This is a genomic window from Corallococcus sp. AS-1-6 (assembly GCF_020037015.1).
Lineage (GTDB): Bacteria > Myxococcota > Myxococcia > Myxococcales > Myxococcaceae > Corallococcus.
Window position 1 is genome coordinate 12,045 of record NZ_JAIQDE010000002.1, and the last position, 15,106, is coordinate 27,150.

The 15,106-nt window shown below is 70.8% G+C and carries 12 protein-coding genes and 1 tRNA gene; 5 read left to right on the plus strand and 8 right to left on the minus strand.

Annotated features, from left to right (window positions below; all coding sequences use genetic code 11):
* The first annotated feature begins 150 nt into the window (after nucleotides 1-150).
* Nucleotides 151-969, plus strand: coding sequence for a hypothetical protein (locus tag K8612_RS02945; protein ID WP_223761189.1), 819 nt, complete (start codon nucleotides 151-153; stop codon nucleotides 967-969).
* Nucleotides 970-1,081: 112 nt separating this feature from the next.
* Here the strand turns inward: K8612_RS02945 and fdxA are convergent, their stop codons facing one another.
* The 4 genes from fdxA to K8612_RS02965 all read right to left on the minus strand — a co-directional run bounded on the left by fdxA (nucleotide 1,082) and on the right by K8612_RS02965 (nucleotide 4,294).
* Complete coding sequence (gene fdxA / locus K8612_RS02950) at nucleotides 1,082-1,417, minus strand: ferredoxin FdxA (RefSeq protein ID WP_223742183.1); 336 nt, start codon at nucleotides 1,415-1,417, stop codon at nucleotides 1,082-1,084.
* Nucleotides 1,418-1,528: 111 nt separating this feature from the next.
* Complete coding sequence (gene asd / locus K8612_RS02955) at nucleotides 1,529-2,617, minus strand: aspartate-semialdehyde dehydrogenase (RefSeq protein ID WP_223761190.1); 1,089 nt, start codon at nucleotides 2,615-2,617, stop codon at nucleotides 1,529-1,531.
* A 69-nt stretch (nucleotides 2,618-2,686) separates the two neighbouring features.
* Complete coding sequence (locus tag K8612_RS02960; protein ID WP_223742297.1) at nucleotides 2,687-3,037, minus strand: rhodanese-like domain-containing protein; 351 nt, start codon at nucleotides 3,035-3,037, stop codon at nucleotides 2,687-2,689.
* 105 nt (nucleotides 3,038-3,142) lie between these two features.
* On the minus strand, nucleotides 3,143-4,294 hold the full coding sequence (locus K8612_RS02965; protein ID WP_223761191.1) for an acyl-CoA dehydrogenase family protein: 1,152 nt from the start codon (nucleotides 4,292-4,294) through the stop codon (nucleotides 3,143-3,145).
* Nucleotides 4,295-4,426: 132 nt separating this feature from the next.
* Here K8612_RS02965 and K8612_RS02970 point away from each other — a divergent pair.
* Nucleotides 4,427-4,498, plus strand: a tRNA-Cys gene (locus tag K8612_RS02970).
* Between the two features lie 76 nt (nucleotides 4,499-4,574).
* Here the strand turns inward: K8612_RS02970 and K8612_RS02975 are convergent.
* A complete protein-coding gene (locus K8612_RS02975; RefSeq protein WP_306799599.1) occupies nucleotides 4,575-6,230 on the minus strand; it encodes a right-handed parallel beta-helix repeat-containing protein in 1,656 nt (551 codons plus the stop codon).
* A 22-nt stretch (nucleotides 6,231-6,252) separates the two neighbouring features.
* Here K8612_RS02975 and K8612_RS02980 point away from each other — a divergent pair, with 22 nt between their 5' ends.
* The 3 genes from K8612_RS02980 (at nucleotide 6,253) to K8612_RS02990 (ending at nucleotide 10,433) form a co-directional block, all read left to right on the plus strand.
* The gene (locus tag K8612_RS02980; RefSeq protein WP_223742187.1) at nucleotides 6,253-8,118 is read left to right on the plus strand and encodes a SpoIID/LytB domain-containing protein; all 1,866 of its coding nucleotides are present in this window, start codon (nucleotides 6,253-6,255) and stop codon (nucleotides 8,116-8,118) included.
* Between the two features lie 118 nt (nucleotides 8,119-8,236).
* Nucleotides 8,237-9,481, plus strand: a complete 1,245-nt coding sequence (locus K8612_RS02985; protein ID WP_223761193.1) for an energy transducer TonB — start codon at nucleotides 8,237-8,239, stop codon at nucleotides 9,479-9,481.
* A 52-nt stretch (nucleotides 9,482-9,533) separates the two neighbouring features.
* A complete protein-coding gene (locus K8612_RS02990; RefSeq protein WP_223761194.1) occupies nucleotides 9,534-10,433 on the plus strand; it encodes a cation diffusion facilitator family transporter in 900 nt (299 codons plus the stop codon).
* Between the two features lie 67 nt (nucleotides 10,434-10,500).
* On the opposite strand, the gene gcvP is transcribed toward K8612_RS02990, so the two are convergent.
* From gcvP to gcvT, 3 genes are all read right to left on the minus strand, one after another.
* A complete protein-coding gene (gene gcvP, locus K8612_RS02995) occupies nucleotides 10,501-13,404 on the minus strand; it encodes an aminomethyl-transferring glycine dehydrogenase (RefSeq protein WP_223761195.1) in 2,904 nt (967 codons plus the stop codon).
* A gap of 112 nt (nucleotides 13,405-13,516) precedes the next feature.
* Complete coding sequence (gcvH, locus tag K8612_RS03000) at nucleotides 13,517-13,900, minus strand: glycine cleavage system protein GcvH (RefSeq protein ID WP_223742191.1); 384 nt, start codon at nucleotides 13,898-13,900, stop codon at nucleotides 13,517-13,519.
* Between the two features lie 38 nt (nucleotides 13,901-13,938).
* Nucleotides 13,939-15,024: a glycine cleavage system aminomethyltransferase GcvT gene (gcvT, locus tag K8612_RS03005; RefSeq protein ID WP_223761196.1), complete on the minus strand. Its 1,086-nt coding sequence runs from the start codon at nucleotides 15,022-15,024 to the stop codon at nucleotides 13,939-13,941.
* Nucleotides 15,025-15,106 lie beyond the last annotated feature (82 nt).

Sequence of the window (15,106 nt, forward strand, 5' to 3'; positions counted from 1 at the left end):
AGCGCGCCGTCCCGCGTTCCGCACGCCCATCCCGGGGGCGGCACCCCTGCCGTGCCGCCTCCGCCGCGCCCCCTCCTCCCGGGAGCGCGCCCCGCCTGACTGGCACGGCCGCTGCTCATGCCCGCGCATCCCTTGCGCGCGAGGCACGCCATGAAGGTCGAAGGTCAGGACGCCCCTTCCAAAAACGAGAAGGTCCCCCCGGAGAAGGACGCGTTCCAACAGGTCCTCCAGCGGACCTCCGGACGGCCCGGCGCGCCACCGCGTCCCGGGCCCCGCCGCGAGCCGGTGGCTCCAGGCCCCGTTCCGAAGCCCGGCCTGCTCCGCGCCGGTGGACAGGGGCCGGCGACGCGGGCGACTCCGGCGCTTCCCGGCGTCCGTGCGGCGGGGACCGTCCTCTCGACGACGCGCAGCGCGCTGGGGAGCCCGGAGACGCTCCGCCAGGCCCGGCAGGACATGCACGTGGAGGCGCGGCGGCTGGGGGCGGTGCGGCAGGAGGCGCTCGCGGAGGGCGGGACGCAGGCCACCCACCGTGCGTCGGAGCTGCTGGCCCGCGAGGTGGAGCGCTCCTTCCGCGCGGAGCCCCGTCCCGTGTTGTCTCCCCTCCCCGCGTCCTCGCGGGATGACCGTTCCCCGGAAGGCCTGTCGCGCGGCCCCGCGCCCGAAGGTGCTCGCGTGGCGAGCGGCTCCGCGGAGGGTGCCGCACCGGCCGGCCCTCCTGTCGCCCAGGTCGAGTCCACCCTGGCGCTCATCGAGAAGATCGAGGTCTTCGTGAAGTCACAGCGGCCGGCGCTGGGACTCAGCCTGCGGGGGCCGCTGGAGGCCACCGTGGAGGTGGAGCGGACGGGGCCCCGGGAGGTGGCGCTGCGCATCCAGGGGCGCCATGGGCCCGTTCCCGCCGAGGACGTGGCGCGGTTGCGCGATGCGTTGGAGGCGCGGGGGCTGCGGCTCAGCGTCCTCCAGGCGGGGTGAACGTCCGGCGATGCCCTTCCCCCGCCAGCCTCCACGAACGATGAAAGCCCTCACGCCAGGGGGCGCAAGGGCCTTCATCACCACGGGCGCACTCGGGCGACTCGGCCCGCGCCTACTTCCCGGGCGCGGTGTTCAGCTCCGCGCGCTTGCCCTTCTTGTCCTTGTACTCCTCGGCCTCGGGCAGGGCGGCCTTCTTCTCCGCGATGTTGGGCCACTTGGACGCGAAGTCGGTGTTGAGCTTCTTGTACTCCGACCACTCCGAGGGCAGCTCGGTCTCGGGGAAGATCGCCTTGGTCGGGCAGACGGGCTCGCAAGCGCCGCAGTCGATGCACTCGTCCGGGTGGATCACGAGGAAGTTCGCGCCCTCGTAGAAGCAGTTGACCGGGCACACCTCGACACAGTCGGTGTACTTGCACTTGATGCAAGGCTCGGCGACGACGTAGGCCATGTTGATCTCTCCTCTGTGCGGATTTCCGCGCGTCCGTGGCCGCGCACAGTAGATGGTTGCGGCCGGGGTTGGCACCCTGAATTTAGGGGCCCACCCGGTCCGCTTCCCCGGTCAGCCCAGCAAGCCCTGCGCCCGAAGCAGCTCCGCCACCAGGATGGCGCCCTTCGCGGCCCCCATCTTGGTGTTGTGGGAGACGAGCACGTACTTGAAGCCGTTCTCCAGCACGCCGTCCTCGCGGATGCGGCCCACCGTGGTGGCCATGCCGCCGTGGGTGTCCCGGTCCATGCGGGGCTGGGGGCGGAACGGGTCGTCCAGCACTTCAATCCACCGGGGCGGAGCGGACGGCAGGTCCTTCGCCACCTGGGCGCCCTGCCACTCGCGCATCGCCTGGGCGACCTCCGCCACGGAGGCCTTCTTCCCGAGCGACACGAAGACGGACTCGGTGTGGCCCTCCAGGACGGCGACGCGGGTGCAGGTGCAGGAGACGCGCACGTCGTGCGGGGTGAGCGCCGAGCCCGCGGGGTCGAGCGCCCCGAGGATCTTCTTCGTCTCCACCTCGACCTTGTGCTCCTCCTTGGGGATGTAGGGCACGACGTTGTCGAGGATGTCCAGGCCGATGACGCCGGGCGACCGTCCGGCGCCGGACATGGCCTGGAGGCTGGTCATCAGCACGGCCTTCACGCCGAAGCGCTCGGCCAGGGGGGCCAGCGTCACGGCGAGGCCGGTGGTGGTGCAGTTGGGGATGGGGACGATGAAGCCCTTCCACCCGCGCTGCCGGCGCTGCTCGTGGATGAGCGGGGCGTGGGCGGCGTTCACGGGGGGGATGAGCAGGGGCACGTCCGCGTCGTAGCGGAAGGCGCTCGCGGCGGAGAACACCGGGATGTCCCGGGCCAGGCGCGGCTCGATTTCACGGGCGACGTCCGCCTCCACGGCGGAGAAGGCGATGTCGTAGTCCTTCGCCTGGACGGCGTCGCCGCTGACCACGGTCATGCGGGCGATGGCCTCCGGGAGCGGCTCCGGGACGAACCAGGCGAGCATGCCGTTGGAGGCGCGCAGGGCGTCCGCGTAGGTTTTTCCGGCGGAGCGGGGCGAAGCGGCGAGCCCGGTCAGCTCGATGAACGGGTGGTCCTTCAGGGCAGCGATGAACTGCTGGCCCGCGAGTCCGGTGGCGCCAATGAGTACGGCGCGAAGCTTGGCCATCGTGGAGGGTCTCCGGTGGAGGCGGCAGGGCGCTCCTTACACTGTTTCACGACGCGCTGCATCCGCCGCTCAACGGTGGGCGTGGGAGGGGGCGCGCGTGTGGCGTTCCGTGGGGTAGCCCCCCGTCACCCAGGCGTGGAGGCCGCCGGCGAGGCAGACGGCGTTGCGCCCCCGCAGGCGCAGCACGCGGCAGACGCGGCGGATGTCCGCGCAGTCCTGGGTGGTGCCGCAGAGGACGATGAGCTCGTCGTCCGGCAGCATCGCCAGGTCCCGCGCGATCTCCGAGGCCGTCATGCGCAGCGCGCCGGGGATGTGGATCTCGAACCGCTCCCAGTCCATCGCGTCGCGGCAATCCAGGACGAGCACATCCTCGTCCCCCAGACGCATGAACAGCTCATCGCAAATGATGGTGGGCTCCACCGGGACCTCCCCGAGGCGACTGACTCCATCGAACATGAACCGGAGGGCTTCTTCCGCTCTTCCCGCCTGTCCGCCCGCCTGCTCCGGGGAGGCCCGCCGGGGGCGTCAGAGCCCCAGTTGCTTGGCGATGATTTCGTTCATCACCTCACTGGTGCCGCCGCCGATGGGCCCCAGCCGCGCGTCGCGCCAGTGACGCTGGATGTCGTACTCCATCATGTAGCCCGCGCCGCCGTGGAGCTGGAGGCACTCGTCGGCCACGCGGCAGCAGGTCTCCGTGGCGACCTTCTTGGCCATGGAGGTCTGCGCGACGGCGTACTCGCCGGCCACGTGCAGGCGCAGCGCGTGGTAGGTGAGCTGCCGCGCGCATTCACGGGCGGTGTACAGGTCCGCCAGCTTGTGGCGCACCACCTGGAAGCCCGCCAGCGTCTGCCCGAAGGCGCGGCGCTGCTTCACGTGCTCGAGCACCGTCTCCAGCATGTCGTCCATGGCGCCCAGCGCGCCCAGCGCGAGCGACAGGCGCTCCCACTGGAAGTTGCCCATGATCTGCGAGAAGCCCTGGTTCTCCACGCCCAGCAGGTTCTCCGCGGGCACGCGGCAGTCCTCGAAGAAGAGCTCCGCCGTGTCGGACGCGCGCCAGCCCACCTTCTGGAGCTTGCGCCCCACGCTGAAGCCCGGCGTGCCCCGCTCCACCACCAGCATGGACAGGCCCTTGTGGCCGCGCGACGGGTCGGTCTTCACCGCCAGCACCACGAAGTCCGCCCGCACCCCGTTGGTGATGTACGTCTTGGAGCCGTTGACGACGTAGTGGTCGCCGTCGCGGCGGGCGGTGGTGCGCAGCCCCGCCACGTCCGAGCCGGCGTCCGGCTCGGAGATGCCCAGGGCGCCAATCCTCTCCCCCCGGATGGCGGGGGCCAGCCAGCGCTGCTTCTGGGCGTCCGTGCCGAACAGGTGCACGGGGCCGGTCGCGATGGTGAACTGGCCCGCCAGCCCCGCGGCCACGCCGCCGGAGCCGCAGCGGCCCAGCTCCTCCAGGAGCACCGCCTCGTACAGTTCCCCGGCCGCCGTGCCCCCGTAGGCCTCCGGGTACTTCAGGCCCAGGAAGCCCAGCTCGCCGAAGCGGGTGAAGAGCTCCCGGGGGAACTCCTCCCGGGCCTCCCAGTCCGCCGCGAACGGGCGCAGCTCCTTGTCCACCACCGCCCGGACGGTGCGGCGGAAGGCGTCGTGCTCCTCCTGGAAGACCCCATGGCCCTGCAGCATCGTGTGCTCCCTCGCTCGCTGGGGGCTGACGCCCCGCGCCGCATGGTAGCGGGACGAGAAGCACGACTGGATGGTGTTGCTTCCTTGACCGGCTCCTGCCGGGCTGCGTATAACCCCGGCCCCAATCGCTGCGGCGCCATAGCCAAGTGGTAAGGCAAAGGTCTGCAAAACCTTCATTCCCCGGTTCGAATCCGGGTGGCGCCTCACAGACAAAAGGCCCGATGCGGAAGTCTCCGCATCGGGCCTTCTGCTTTTCCGGGGGGGGTCTTCCCGGGCGGGCCTAGCAGCCCAGCTCCACCGCGCCGATGTCCGGGGCCGCGCCGCAGAAGGGCTGGCCCTGGTCCAGGCCCTTGTCCTGGGCGGCGGGGGACGGGGCGAAGGTGTCCGACACCGTCACGTCACCGCCGTTGGAGGTGGTGTCCCCGGTGGCGGCCTTGAAGGCGTCCAGGGCCTGGAGCTGGCCGTTGTGCTTGAACTGCGTGCCGGCCGGATAGAGGTTGTTGCTCATGTGGAGGCCGGGGGCCTGGCCGCCCACGTCCACGCTGACGGGCGCGTCCACCAGGTTGTTCTCCACGCGCAGCGTCTCCGTGGGGCCGCCCGTGCCGTGGCCCAGGATGATGCCGGCCTTGGCGCGGGTGATGGTGTTGTTCACCACCACGGTGCCCTTGGAGTTCTCCAGGCGGATGGCGGTGCCTTCGCCGCCGCCCGCGTCGGTGATGTCGTGCACGCGGTTGCGGCGCACGACGACGGACTGGGGCACGGGGCCCTCGTGGTTGCCGCCCACGGAGATGCCCTTGGCGCCGTCATACAGCTCGTTGTCCTCCACCAGCACGTTGTTGGCGGAGTAGTGGATGACGAGCACGTCGCCCTTCGCCGTCTCCGACGGCCGGAACTGGTGCATCCGGTTGTTGCGGATGATGACGTCGCGGCACGTCTTGATGTCCACGGCGTTCTCCCGGTTGTTGAAGAAGTGGTTGTTCTCCACCAGCAGGCCCGTGGCGGGCGGCAGGTCGCTGAAGCCCTCCGGCCCCAGGCACTGCACGGAGTCACCGGACACGTCGTGGATGTCGTTGTTGCGCACCGTCACGTCGTAGGACGCGGGCTGCATCACGACGCCGTGCGAGTCCTTGTTGCCGGTGGTCCGCACGAAGTCGTGGATGTTGTTGTTCTCGAGGGTGGCGCCCTTGGCGTTGTTGAACATGGTGACGCCCGCGCCGCCGGTGCCGTTGTGCAGCTCCGAGTTGGCGAGCACCGTGCCCTGCACGTCGCCCTCGAAGGTGACGCCGAAGATGGGCTGCCCCTCCACGTCGATGTCGAACCCGTCGATGACCCAGTTCGCGCGGCGCACCTGCACCGCCGCGCCGGAGCCGCTGCCCGGGGTGAGCTTGGGACGGCCCTCGCCCTGGAGGGTGATCTTCGCCTCGGGCGTGCCGGCCTGGGCGTTGTCACCCAGCACCACGCGCTCGGCGTAGGTGCCCGCGAGCACGCGGATGCGGTCGCCGGGGCCGGCCTTGCTCACCGCCATGGCGATGGTGCGCAGCGGCGCGGCCTCCGTGCCCTCGGCGCCGTCGTCGCCATTGGGCGACACCACCCAGTCATGGGCGGGCGTGGTAACGGGCGTCTCCGCCATGGCCTGGGCGCTGACGGCGGGCTGGGGACCGGGCTCCGCGATGGGCGCGTGGTCCGCGTGGTCCGGCAGTTGCGCGGCGGGCGTGTTCTCCACCGGCTGCACGCCGATGGGCGGCGCCTTGCCCGGAGCGGCGGGCGCCTTCTCGACTTGTCCTGAGGGGCCCGCGTTCGTCGCGGGGGCCTGGGTACCGGCGTTCGAGGAACCGCCGGTGCCTCCGCCAGCGCCACCGCCGGCGCCACAAGCAGTCGTCCCAAGCGCCAGGGTGCAGGCGGCCAGGGAGGCCATCAGGGTGTGTCGCGTCTTCAATCCGTTGCCTCCAAGAATTCGCATGAGCAGGGGCAACGCACGGTGTCGGGCGTTCTATTCACTGCCGGTCATCCAGGGTCAGACGCGCCGCAGCGGGAGGGAGAACCGTGACGCTCGGCCCCATGGCGGCTACGGTGCCGCCGCCGTGTCCAAAGCCGTCCTTCTCCTGACCGCCCTGCTGCTCGCCTCCTGCGCCACGCCGGCGCCCTCACCTGCCCCGAGCACCCGGGGCCTGGGCGAGCCGGAGGTCTCCGTCCCCGCGAAGCCCGCCGACGCGGGCGTGACGCCCCCTGCCCCGAGTGGCCTGGAGGATCCGCTCACGTCGGGTCTGCCCGGGCCGCAGGACCTGAAGCGCCTGGACTTCCGCAACGGCGAGCCGCGCCTCCCCATCAAGCTGATGGAGGGGCGCGAGGTCGTGACGTTCTCGCCGCGCGCGCGGATGCGGCTGCGCTTCGGCGGACCGGGGGACAAGGTGCTGGACGCGCCCGCGGGCTCGCGCTGGACGGTGCGGGTGACGCAGGGCGAGCCGGCCCAGTGGAGCGCGCGGCTGCAACTGGGCGAGTTCCGCTTCGCGGACAAGGCGGGGCTCGCGGAGGCGCAGGAGACGTGGCGCGCGCGGGGGCTCGCGGTGCGCACGCACACGCTGGGCTCCGTGTACGGCATCGCCGGGAAGGTCATCGACAACCGGCGCTACCTCCTGCTGGGGGAGGAGGCGCTGACGCCCGAGGCCGCGGCGAAACAGCAGACGGAGCTGCTGCGCCGCTACGGCCTGCGCACCACGCTCTTCGAGGAGGTCCGCAAGCCCTCCCGCGCCATCCTGGAGCTGAAGGACGAGAACGACGCCGTGGTGGGCCTGGCGCAGGACCGGCTGGACGCGGAGACGCCGGACGGCAGCGGCTTCGACGTGCGGCAGGTGGAGTACGGCGTGGGCTACGACTTCCACGCCTTCGAGGACCGCAGCTTCCGGGGCGCGCTCCAGTTCGCCGTGGACCGGAGCGGCAAGCTCGCGGTGGTGAACGTGGTGGGCCTGGAGGACCTGCTCAAGGGGCTGGTGCCGTCCGAAATCTTCGCGCGCGCGCACCCGGAGGCGCTCAAGGCCCAGGCCGTCACCGCGCGCGGCGAGGTGCTGGCGAAGGTGGGCATCAAGCACCTGGCGGATCCATACCTCCTCTGCTCGGAGCAGCACTGCGCCGTGTACCGGGGCCGCACCGGCGAGGCGGCCAGCACCACCGCCGCGGTGGAGGCCACCCGGGGCCAGGCGCTCTTCAGTCAGGACGGCCGGCTGGTGGACTCCGTCTACAGCGCCGTGTGCGGCGGCCACACCGAGGACAACGACGTGGTGTGGGGCGGCCCGCCGGACCCCAGCCTGCGCGGGCGGCCGGACCTGCTGGAGCCCGCGCCGGACGTGCCCGGCCCGTCCAACCTCAAGGCCTGGCTGGCGACGGCGGACGTGCCCGCCGCGTGCAGGCTGTCCAGCTTCGCGCAGCCCACGAAGTTCCGGTGGGAGAAGCGCTTCACGCAGGCCCAGGTGGACGCGCTCACGGAGAAGCTGGGGGTGGGGTCCATCCAGGGGCTCGCCCTGTCCGAGCGCGGGGTGTCCGGGCGCGCCCGGCTGCTCACCCTGTCAGGCACGCGGGGCGCCACCCAGGTGCGCGGGGAGCTGAACATCCGGCGGCTCTTCGGGATGCTCAACAGCAGCATGGCCACCGTGGAGCCCGAGCGGGACGCCGAGGGCCGGCTCACCGGATGGCTGTTCCGGGGCGGCGGCTGGGGCCACGGCGTGGGCATGTGTCAGACAGGCGCCATCGGCCGGGCGGAGGCGGGCCAGACCTATCCGGAGATCCTGCGCTTCTACTTCAATGGGGCGCAGGTGGCCCCCATCTACTGAGGTCCAGGGAACAAATCGCGCAACCGGCGAGCCGTCTCGTGAATCTCTTTGATGTCCCGGGTGTTACGGGGCGCGCGTTCGGGACTGAAGAAGCGGTCCGGAGGTTTATCATCAGGCCGTGGGCACGGGTTCCTCGACAGACTGGCGTCAGCGGCGCGCGCGCAGGCAGCGGGCGCCCTTGCGCTACCTGGTGGCGGGCATCCTGGCGCTCCTGGCCCAGGCCGCCTTCGTGGGCTTCGTCCTCCTGGTGTCGGCCGTGCAGGCGAACCTCCCGCATGAGAAGCGCCCCGCGCGGCCCACGTCCGTGGCGGTGAGGCCGCTCACGTCGGACCAGTGGGCGAAGAACCGGGGGAACGTCACCCCGCAGCAGACGAAGCCCCGCCCCACGGAGAAGCGCGAGCCGAAGGAAGAGAAGAAGCCGGACGAGACGAAGCCCCAGGGCCAGGTGGTGGACGTGGCGCCGGGGAATGATCAGCAGTCCCCGGACGCGAAGTACCTGGCCGAGCACAACAACACGGTGGAGAAGGAGACGCGGGCGCGGGAGCAGACGGCCCACTACCGCAACGCCATGCCCCAGCGGACCGCGCCCCAGAAGCAGGAGGGCGCGGCGCAGGACCAGGTGCAGCCCCCGCGCGTGTCGGGCAACAACGGCCAGGGCGCGGACGACCGGACCCCGTCCCAGGGCGGCAAGAAGCCCGTCTTCGAGATGCCGGAGACGCGCCGCAAGCAGGAGATCGCCATGAAGACGGATCCGCGCGAGCGCGGCCCGGGCATGGCGGTGAAGAACCAGTCGGAGAGCGACGCCACGCAGGGAAACGCGAAGCACCTGCGCATCCAGCCCGGCCAGGGCGAGGACAGCGAGCAGGAGGGCTCCGCGGGCCGCGTGGGCTCCCCGGGCCTGGCCACGCTGATGCCGTCGCAGGCGGCCATGGACAAGGTGGTGGGCGCGGCGCCCAACGACATGCTCCGGGACCAGGAGGAGGGCGACGGCACCTTCCTCAACACGCGCGAGTGGAAGTACGCCAGCTTCTTCAACCGCGTGAAGCAGAGCGTGGGCATGCACTGGAACCCCAACGAGCAACTGCGCATGCGCGACCCGACGGGGAACATCTACTCCGGGCGAGACCGGCAGACGCTGCTCACCATCACCCTGGACGAGCGCGGCGCGGTGAAGGACATCCAGGTGGAGAAGAGCAGCGGCCTGGACTTCCTGGACATGGAGGCCGTGGCGTCCTTCAAGCGCGCGCAGCCCTTCCCCAACCCGCCCTCCGGCCTGCTGAGCCAGGACGCGACGGTGCGCTTCCAGTTCGGCTTCTTCCTGGAGATGGGCGGCGGCCCCCGGATGCGGCTGTTCCGACAGTAGGCCTCACGGAATCCTCGCGGTGGACGGCGCGGAGGCACTACCCTGCCCCGCCGTGGAAGCCTCCATCGTCGACCGCAGTGCCGCGCTCCAGGAGCGCAACCGGAAGGTCCGCTTCGTCCTCTTGGCCATCCTCGGGGCCAACTGGGTGGTGGCCGCCGCCAAGCTCGTCTTCGGCCTCATGGCCCAGTCCGCGTCGGTGACGGCGGACGGGCTGCACTCGTTCATCGACGGCGGCTCCAACGTGCTGGGCCTGGTCGCCATGGGCGTGGCGTCGCGGCCGGCGGACGCGGACCACCCCTACGGCCACGGCAAGTTCGAGGCGCTCGCGTCGCTGGGCATCGGCGCGATGATTGGCGTGGGCATGCTGGAGCTGGGGCGCATGGCGCTCGACTCGCTCCTGCACGACAAGCACCCCACGGTGACGGTGACGATGGCGGCGGTGATGGTCTTCACGCTCGTCATCAACCTCGCCGTCACCCGCGTGGAGCGGCACTACGGGGAGAAGTACAAGAGCTCGCTGCTGCTCGCGGACGCGCAGCACACGCTGTCCGACGTGTTCGTGACCATCGCCGTGCTCGGCTCCATCGCCCTGGTGGCGCTGGGCTTCCCGCGCGCGGACGGGCTGGTGGCCCTGGCGGTGATGGTCTTCGTGGCGCGGGTGGCCTACGGCATCGTCCGGCAGGCGGTGGGCATCCTCTCCGACACCGCGCGCCTGGACCCGGCGCAGGTGTCCCAGCACACGCTGTCCGTGGCCGGGGTGCGCTCCTGCCGCGACGTGCGCAGCCGGGGCATGGAGGAGAGCGTCTACGTGGACCTGAAGATTGAGGTCGACCCGCAGCTCACCACCTCGCAGGCCCACGAGGTGGCCGACAAGGTGGAGGAGACGCTGCACGGCGCCTACCCCCAGGTGGTGGACGTGGTGGTCCACGTGGAGCCCGCGAAGGCCCGCTAGAAACACGAGGGCCGCCTTCCGGTGCGCTGGAAGACGGCCCTGGTGACAGCGGCTGTCGAGGCTGGCCTTACGCGACCTTCTGCGCGGGCGTGTCGTAGTCCTCGATGGGAGGGCACGAGCACACCAGCTTGCGGTCACCGAGCACGTTGTTCAGGCGTCCCACGGACGGCCAGAACTTGTTGTCCCGCACCCACGTCGTGGGGAACACGGCCTGCTCGCGGGTGTACGGGCGGTTCCACTCCGGCGCGGTGAGCGTGCGCGCGGTGTGCGGCGCGTTCTTCAGGACGTTGTTGTCCTTGGGCGCGCGGCCCTCCTCCACGTCGCGGATCTCCTGGCGGATGGCGATCATCGCCTCGCAGAAGCGGTCCAGCTCCGCCTTGGACTCGGACTCCGTGGGCTCGATCATCAGCGTGCCCGCCACCGGGAACGACACGGTGGGCGCGTGGAAGCCGTAGTCCATCAGGCGCTTGGCCACGTCCTCCACCTCCACGCCCGCGGTCTTCTTGAGCGGGCGCAGGTCCACGATGCACTCGTGGGCCACCCGGCCGCGCTTGCCCCGGTAGAGCACCGGGTAGTGCGGCTGGAGCCGCTCCGCGACGTAGTTGGCGTTGAGGATGGCCATCTTCGTGGCCTGCGTCAGGCCCTCGCCGCCCATCATCTGGATGTACATCCAGGAGATGAGCAGGATGCTGGCGCTGCCCCACGGCGCCGCGGAGATGGCGCCGATGGCGTCCGCCCCGCCCGTCTGGATGACCGGGTGCCCGGGGAGGAACTTCACCAGGTGGGATGCCACGCAGATGGGGCCCATGCCCGGGCCGCCACCGCCGTGCGGGATGCAGAACGTCTTGTGCAGGTTGATGTGGCAGACGTCCGCGCCCACCAGCCCCGGCGCGGTGAGGCCCACCTGCGCGTTGAGGTTGGCGCCGTCCATGTACACCTGGCCGCCGCGCTCGTGGATGGTGGAGCAGATCTCCCGGATCTCCTCCTCGAACACGCCGTGCGTGGACGGGTACGTCACCATCAGCGCGGCGAGCTTGTCCTTGTGCTCGTCCGCCTTGGCGCGCAGGTCGCTCAGGTCGATGTTGCCGTTCTCGTCGCACTTCGTGACGACGACGCGGTAGCCCGCCATCACCGCGGAGGCGGGGTTGGTGCCGTGCGCGGAGGACGGGATGAGGCACACGTCGCGGTGCCCCTGCCCGCGCGCCTGGTGGTAGGCGCGGATGACGAGCAGGCCCGCGTACTCGCCCTGGCTGCCCGCGTTGGGCTGGAGCGAGCACCCGGCGAAGCCCGTCACCTGGGACAGCGCGTGCTCGAGCTGCTCGAAGACGACCTTGTAGCCGGCCGCCTGCGAGGTGGGCGCGAACGGGTGCAGCTTGCTGAACTGGGGCCACGTCACGGGGATCATCTCCGCGGTGGCGTTGAGCTTCATGGTGCAGCTCCCCAGCGGAATCATGGAGTGCGTGAGGGACAGGTCCTTCGCCTCCAGCCGGCGCACGTACCGCAGCATCTCCGTCTCGGAGTGGTAGCGGTTGAAGACGGGGTGCGTGAGGTACGCGCTCGAGCGGCGCAGCTCGGGGACGAGCGGGCTCTCCAGGCCCTCGGCGGCCTCGTCCAGGTTCACCGGGGACGCGGACTTGTTCGCGCCCTGGATGAAGGCCGCGAGGATGTCCTCCACGTCCCTGGCGCGCGTCGTCTCGTCGAGCGACAGGCCGAGCGTCTTCTCGTCGATGCGGCGGAAGTTCATCTTCGCGGCTTCCGCGGCGGACAGCACGCCCCGGACCTGCGCGGGCGTCAGCTCCACGCGCAGCGTGTCGAAGAACTGCTCGTGCTTCGGCTTGAAGCCCAGCTTCGCCAGCCCCCGCGACAGCACCACCGTGAGCCCGTGCACGCGCTCCGCGATGGCCTTGAGCCCCTCCGGCCCGTGGTAGACGGCGTACATGCCGGCCATCACGGCCAGCAGCACCTGCGCGGTGCAGATGTTGCTCGTGGCCTTCTCACGGCGGATGTGCTGCTCGCGCGTCTGCAGCGCCATGCGCAGCGCGGGCCGGCCCTGCGCGTCCTCGGACACGCCGATGAGGCGGCCCGGCATCACGCGGGTGTAGGCGTTCTTCGTGGCGAAGTACGCGGCGTGCGGGCCGCCGTAGCCCAGCGGCACGCCGAAGCGCTGCGCGCTGCCCACCACCGCGTCCGCGCCGAACTCGCCGGGCGCCGTGAGCAGCGTCAGGGCCAGCAGGTCCGCCGCGACGACGAGCAGGCCGCCCGCCGCGTGCACCTTCTCACCGAACGCGCGGTAGTCATGCACCACGCCGTCCGTGGCCGGGTACTGCACCAGCGCGCCGAAGAACTTCTTCTGGGACAGGTCCACCGTGCGGTGGTCGCCCACGACGACCTCCACGCCCAGCGGGATGGCGCGCGTGCGCACCACGTGCAGGGTCTGCGGGTGGCAGCCGTCGGAGACGAAGAACGCGCCGCCGGTGCTGTCGCCCTTGGCGTGCATCGCCAGCGCCATGGCCTCCGCCGCGGCGGTGCCTTCATCCAGCAGGGAGGCGTTGGCCACCTCCATGCCGGTGAGGTCCGTCACCATCGTCTGGAAGTTGAGCAGCGCTTCCAGCCGGCCCTGGGCGATCTCCGCCTGGTAGGGCGTGTACTGGGTGTACCAGCCCGGGTTCTGGAAGATGTTGCGCAGGATGACGTTGGGGACGTGGGTGTCGGAGTAGCCCATGCCGATGAAGGACCGGAACACCTGGTTCTTCGCGGCGATGGCCTCCAACTGCGCCAGCACCTCGTTCTCCCCCTTGCCGGCGGGCAGCCGCAGGGGCTCCTGCGCGCGGATGACCGGCGGCACGGCGGACTCGATGAAGGCGTCCAGCGAGTCCACGCCCAGCGTGGACAGCATCTGCTTCACTTCAGGGGTCTCCGGACCGATGTGCCGGCCGGCGAAGGACTCCTGGTACTTCCAGTTGAGGGACATGGTCGAAGGGGCTCGCGTGAGGTGCGGTAGGAAGTTCGGCGTCCGAGCGGGCTCGGCGCTCCATGGAGCGTCTCTAACAACGGGGACGCCCGACTTCTTGCGCGCGCGGTGGCTACTTGGTGAGCGGCTCGTAGGCGGCGGCGTCCAGGAGCTTGCCCACCTGCCCGGCGTCCGAGGGCTCGACCTCCACGATCCACCCCTGCCCGTACGGGTCGGAGTTGATGAGGGACGGGTTGCCCGTGAGCGCGTCGTTCACCTTCACCACGGTGCCGGAGATGGGGGCGAACAGGTCCGACACGGCCTTGGTGGACTCGATGACGCCGAAGTTCTTGCCCTCGGTGAGGGTGGCGCCCAGCTTCGGCAGCTCCACGTAGACGACGTCGCCCAGCGACTCCTGGGCGTGGTGCGTGACGCCCACCACCACCGTCTTGCCCGTGATGCGGGCCCACTCGTGTTCCTTCGTGTACTTCAGGTCCTGCGGGATGTTGTCAGACATGGAGGCGGCTCCTCGCGACGGGTGCGGATGGGAGGGAATCAGGACTTCTTGAGGAAGGGGGTCTTCACGACGACCGCGGGCACGGCGCGGCCGCGGATCTCCACGTCGAAGGTGGAGCCTTCGGTGGCCAGGTTCGCGGGCACGTAGCCCATGCCGATGGGCTTCTTCACCGTGGGGCCCTGCGTGCCGCTGGTGACCTCGCCCACGCGGACGCCGTCCTTGAGGATGGGGTAGCCGTGGCGCGGGATGCCGGCGCCGGTGAGCTCGAAGCCCACCAGCTTGCGCGGCACGCCCGCGGCCTTCTGCGCGACGAGCGCGTCCTTGCCGATGAAGCCGCCCGCCTTGTCCAGCTTGACGATCCACCCCAGGCCCGCCTCCAGGGCGGTGTGCGCGTCGTCGATGTCGTTGCCGTACAGCGCGTACTTCATCTCCGTGCGCAGCGAGTCGCGCGCGCCCAGGCCGCAGGGCTTCACGCCGTCCGGCTGCCCGGCCTCCAGCAGCGCGTCCCAGAGCTTCACGCCGTCGCTGGCGGCGCAGTACAGCTCGAAGCCGTCCTCGCCGGTGTAGCCCGTGCGGGAGATGATGGCCTTCACGCCGGCCACCTCCCCTTCGGTGAAGCGGTAGGTGCCCACCTGGGACAGGTCCGACTTCGTCAGGCGCTGCACCAGCCCCACGGCCCTGGGGCCCTGGACGGCGATCTGCGCGTACTCGTCGCTCCGGTCCACGGGCTTGACGCCCTCCGCGCGCGCGCTCATCCAGGCGAAGTCCTTCTCGCGGTTGCTGGAGTTGACGCAGATGAGGATGCGCTCGGGGCTGAAGCGGTAGGCGACGACGTCATCCACGAAGCCGCCCAGGTCGTTGAGCAGGCCCGCGTAGACGGCCTGGCCGTCCTGGCAGCGGGAGAGGTCGTTGGAGATGAGCCGGTTCACGGTCTCCAGGGCGCCCGGGCCGGTGAACTCGATTTCTCCCATGTGGGAGACGTCGAAGAGGCCGACGGCGGTGCGCACGGCCTCGTGCTCGGCGATGACGGACGAGTACTGCACCGGCATGTCCCAGCCGGCGAAGTCGACCATGCGGGCCCCCAGCTTGCGGTGGGCCTCGTTGAGGGGCGTACGCCGGGTCATTGACTTCTCCATGGTGGGCAGGGGGTGGTGAAACGGCGCGGACTATAGCGGCGCACCTTCTCCGATCAAGGCCGACGCGGAA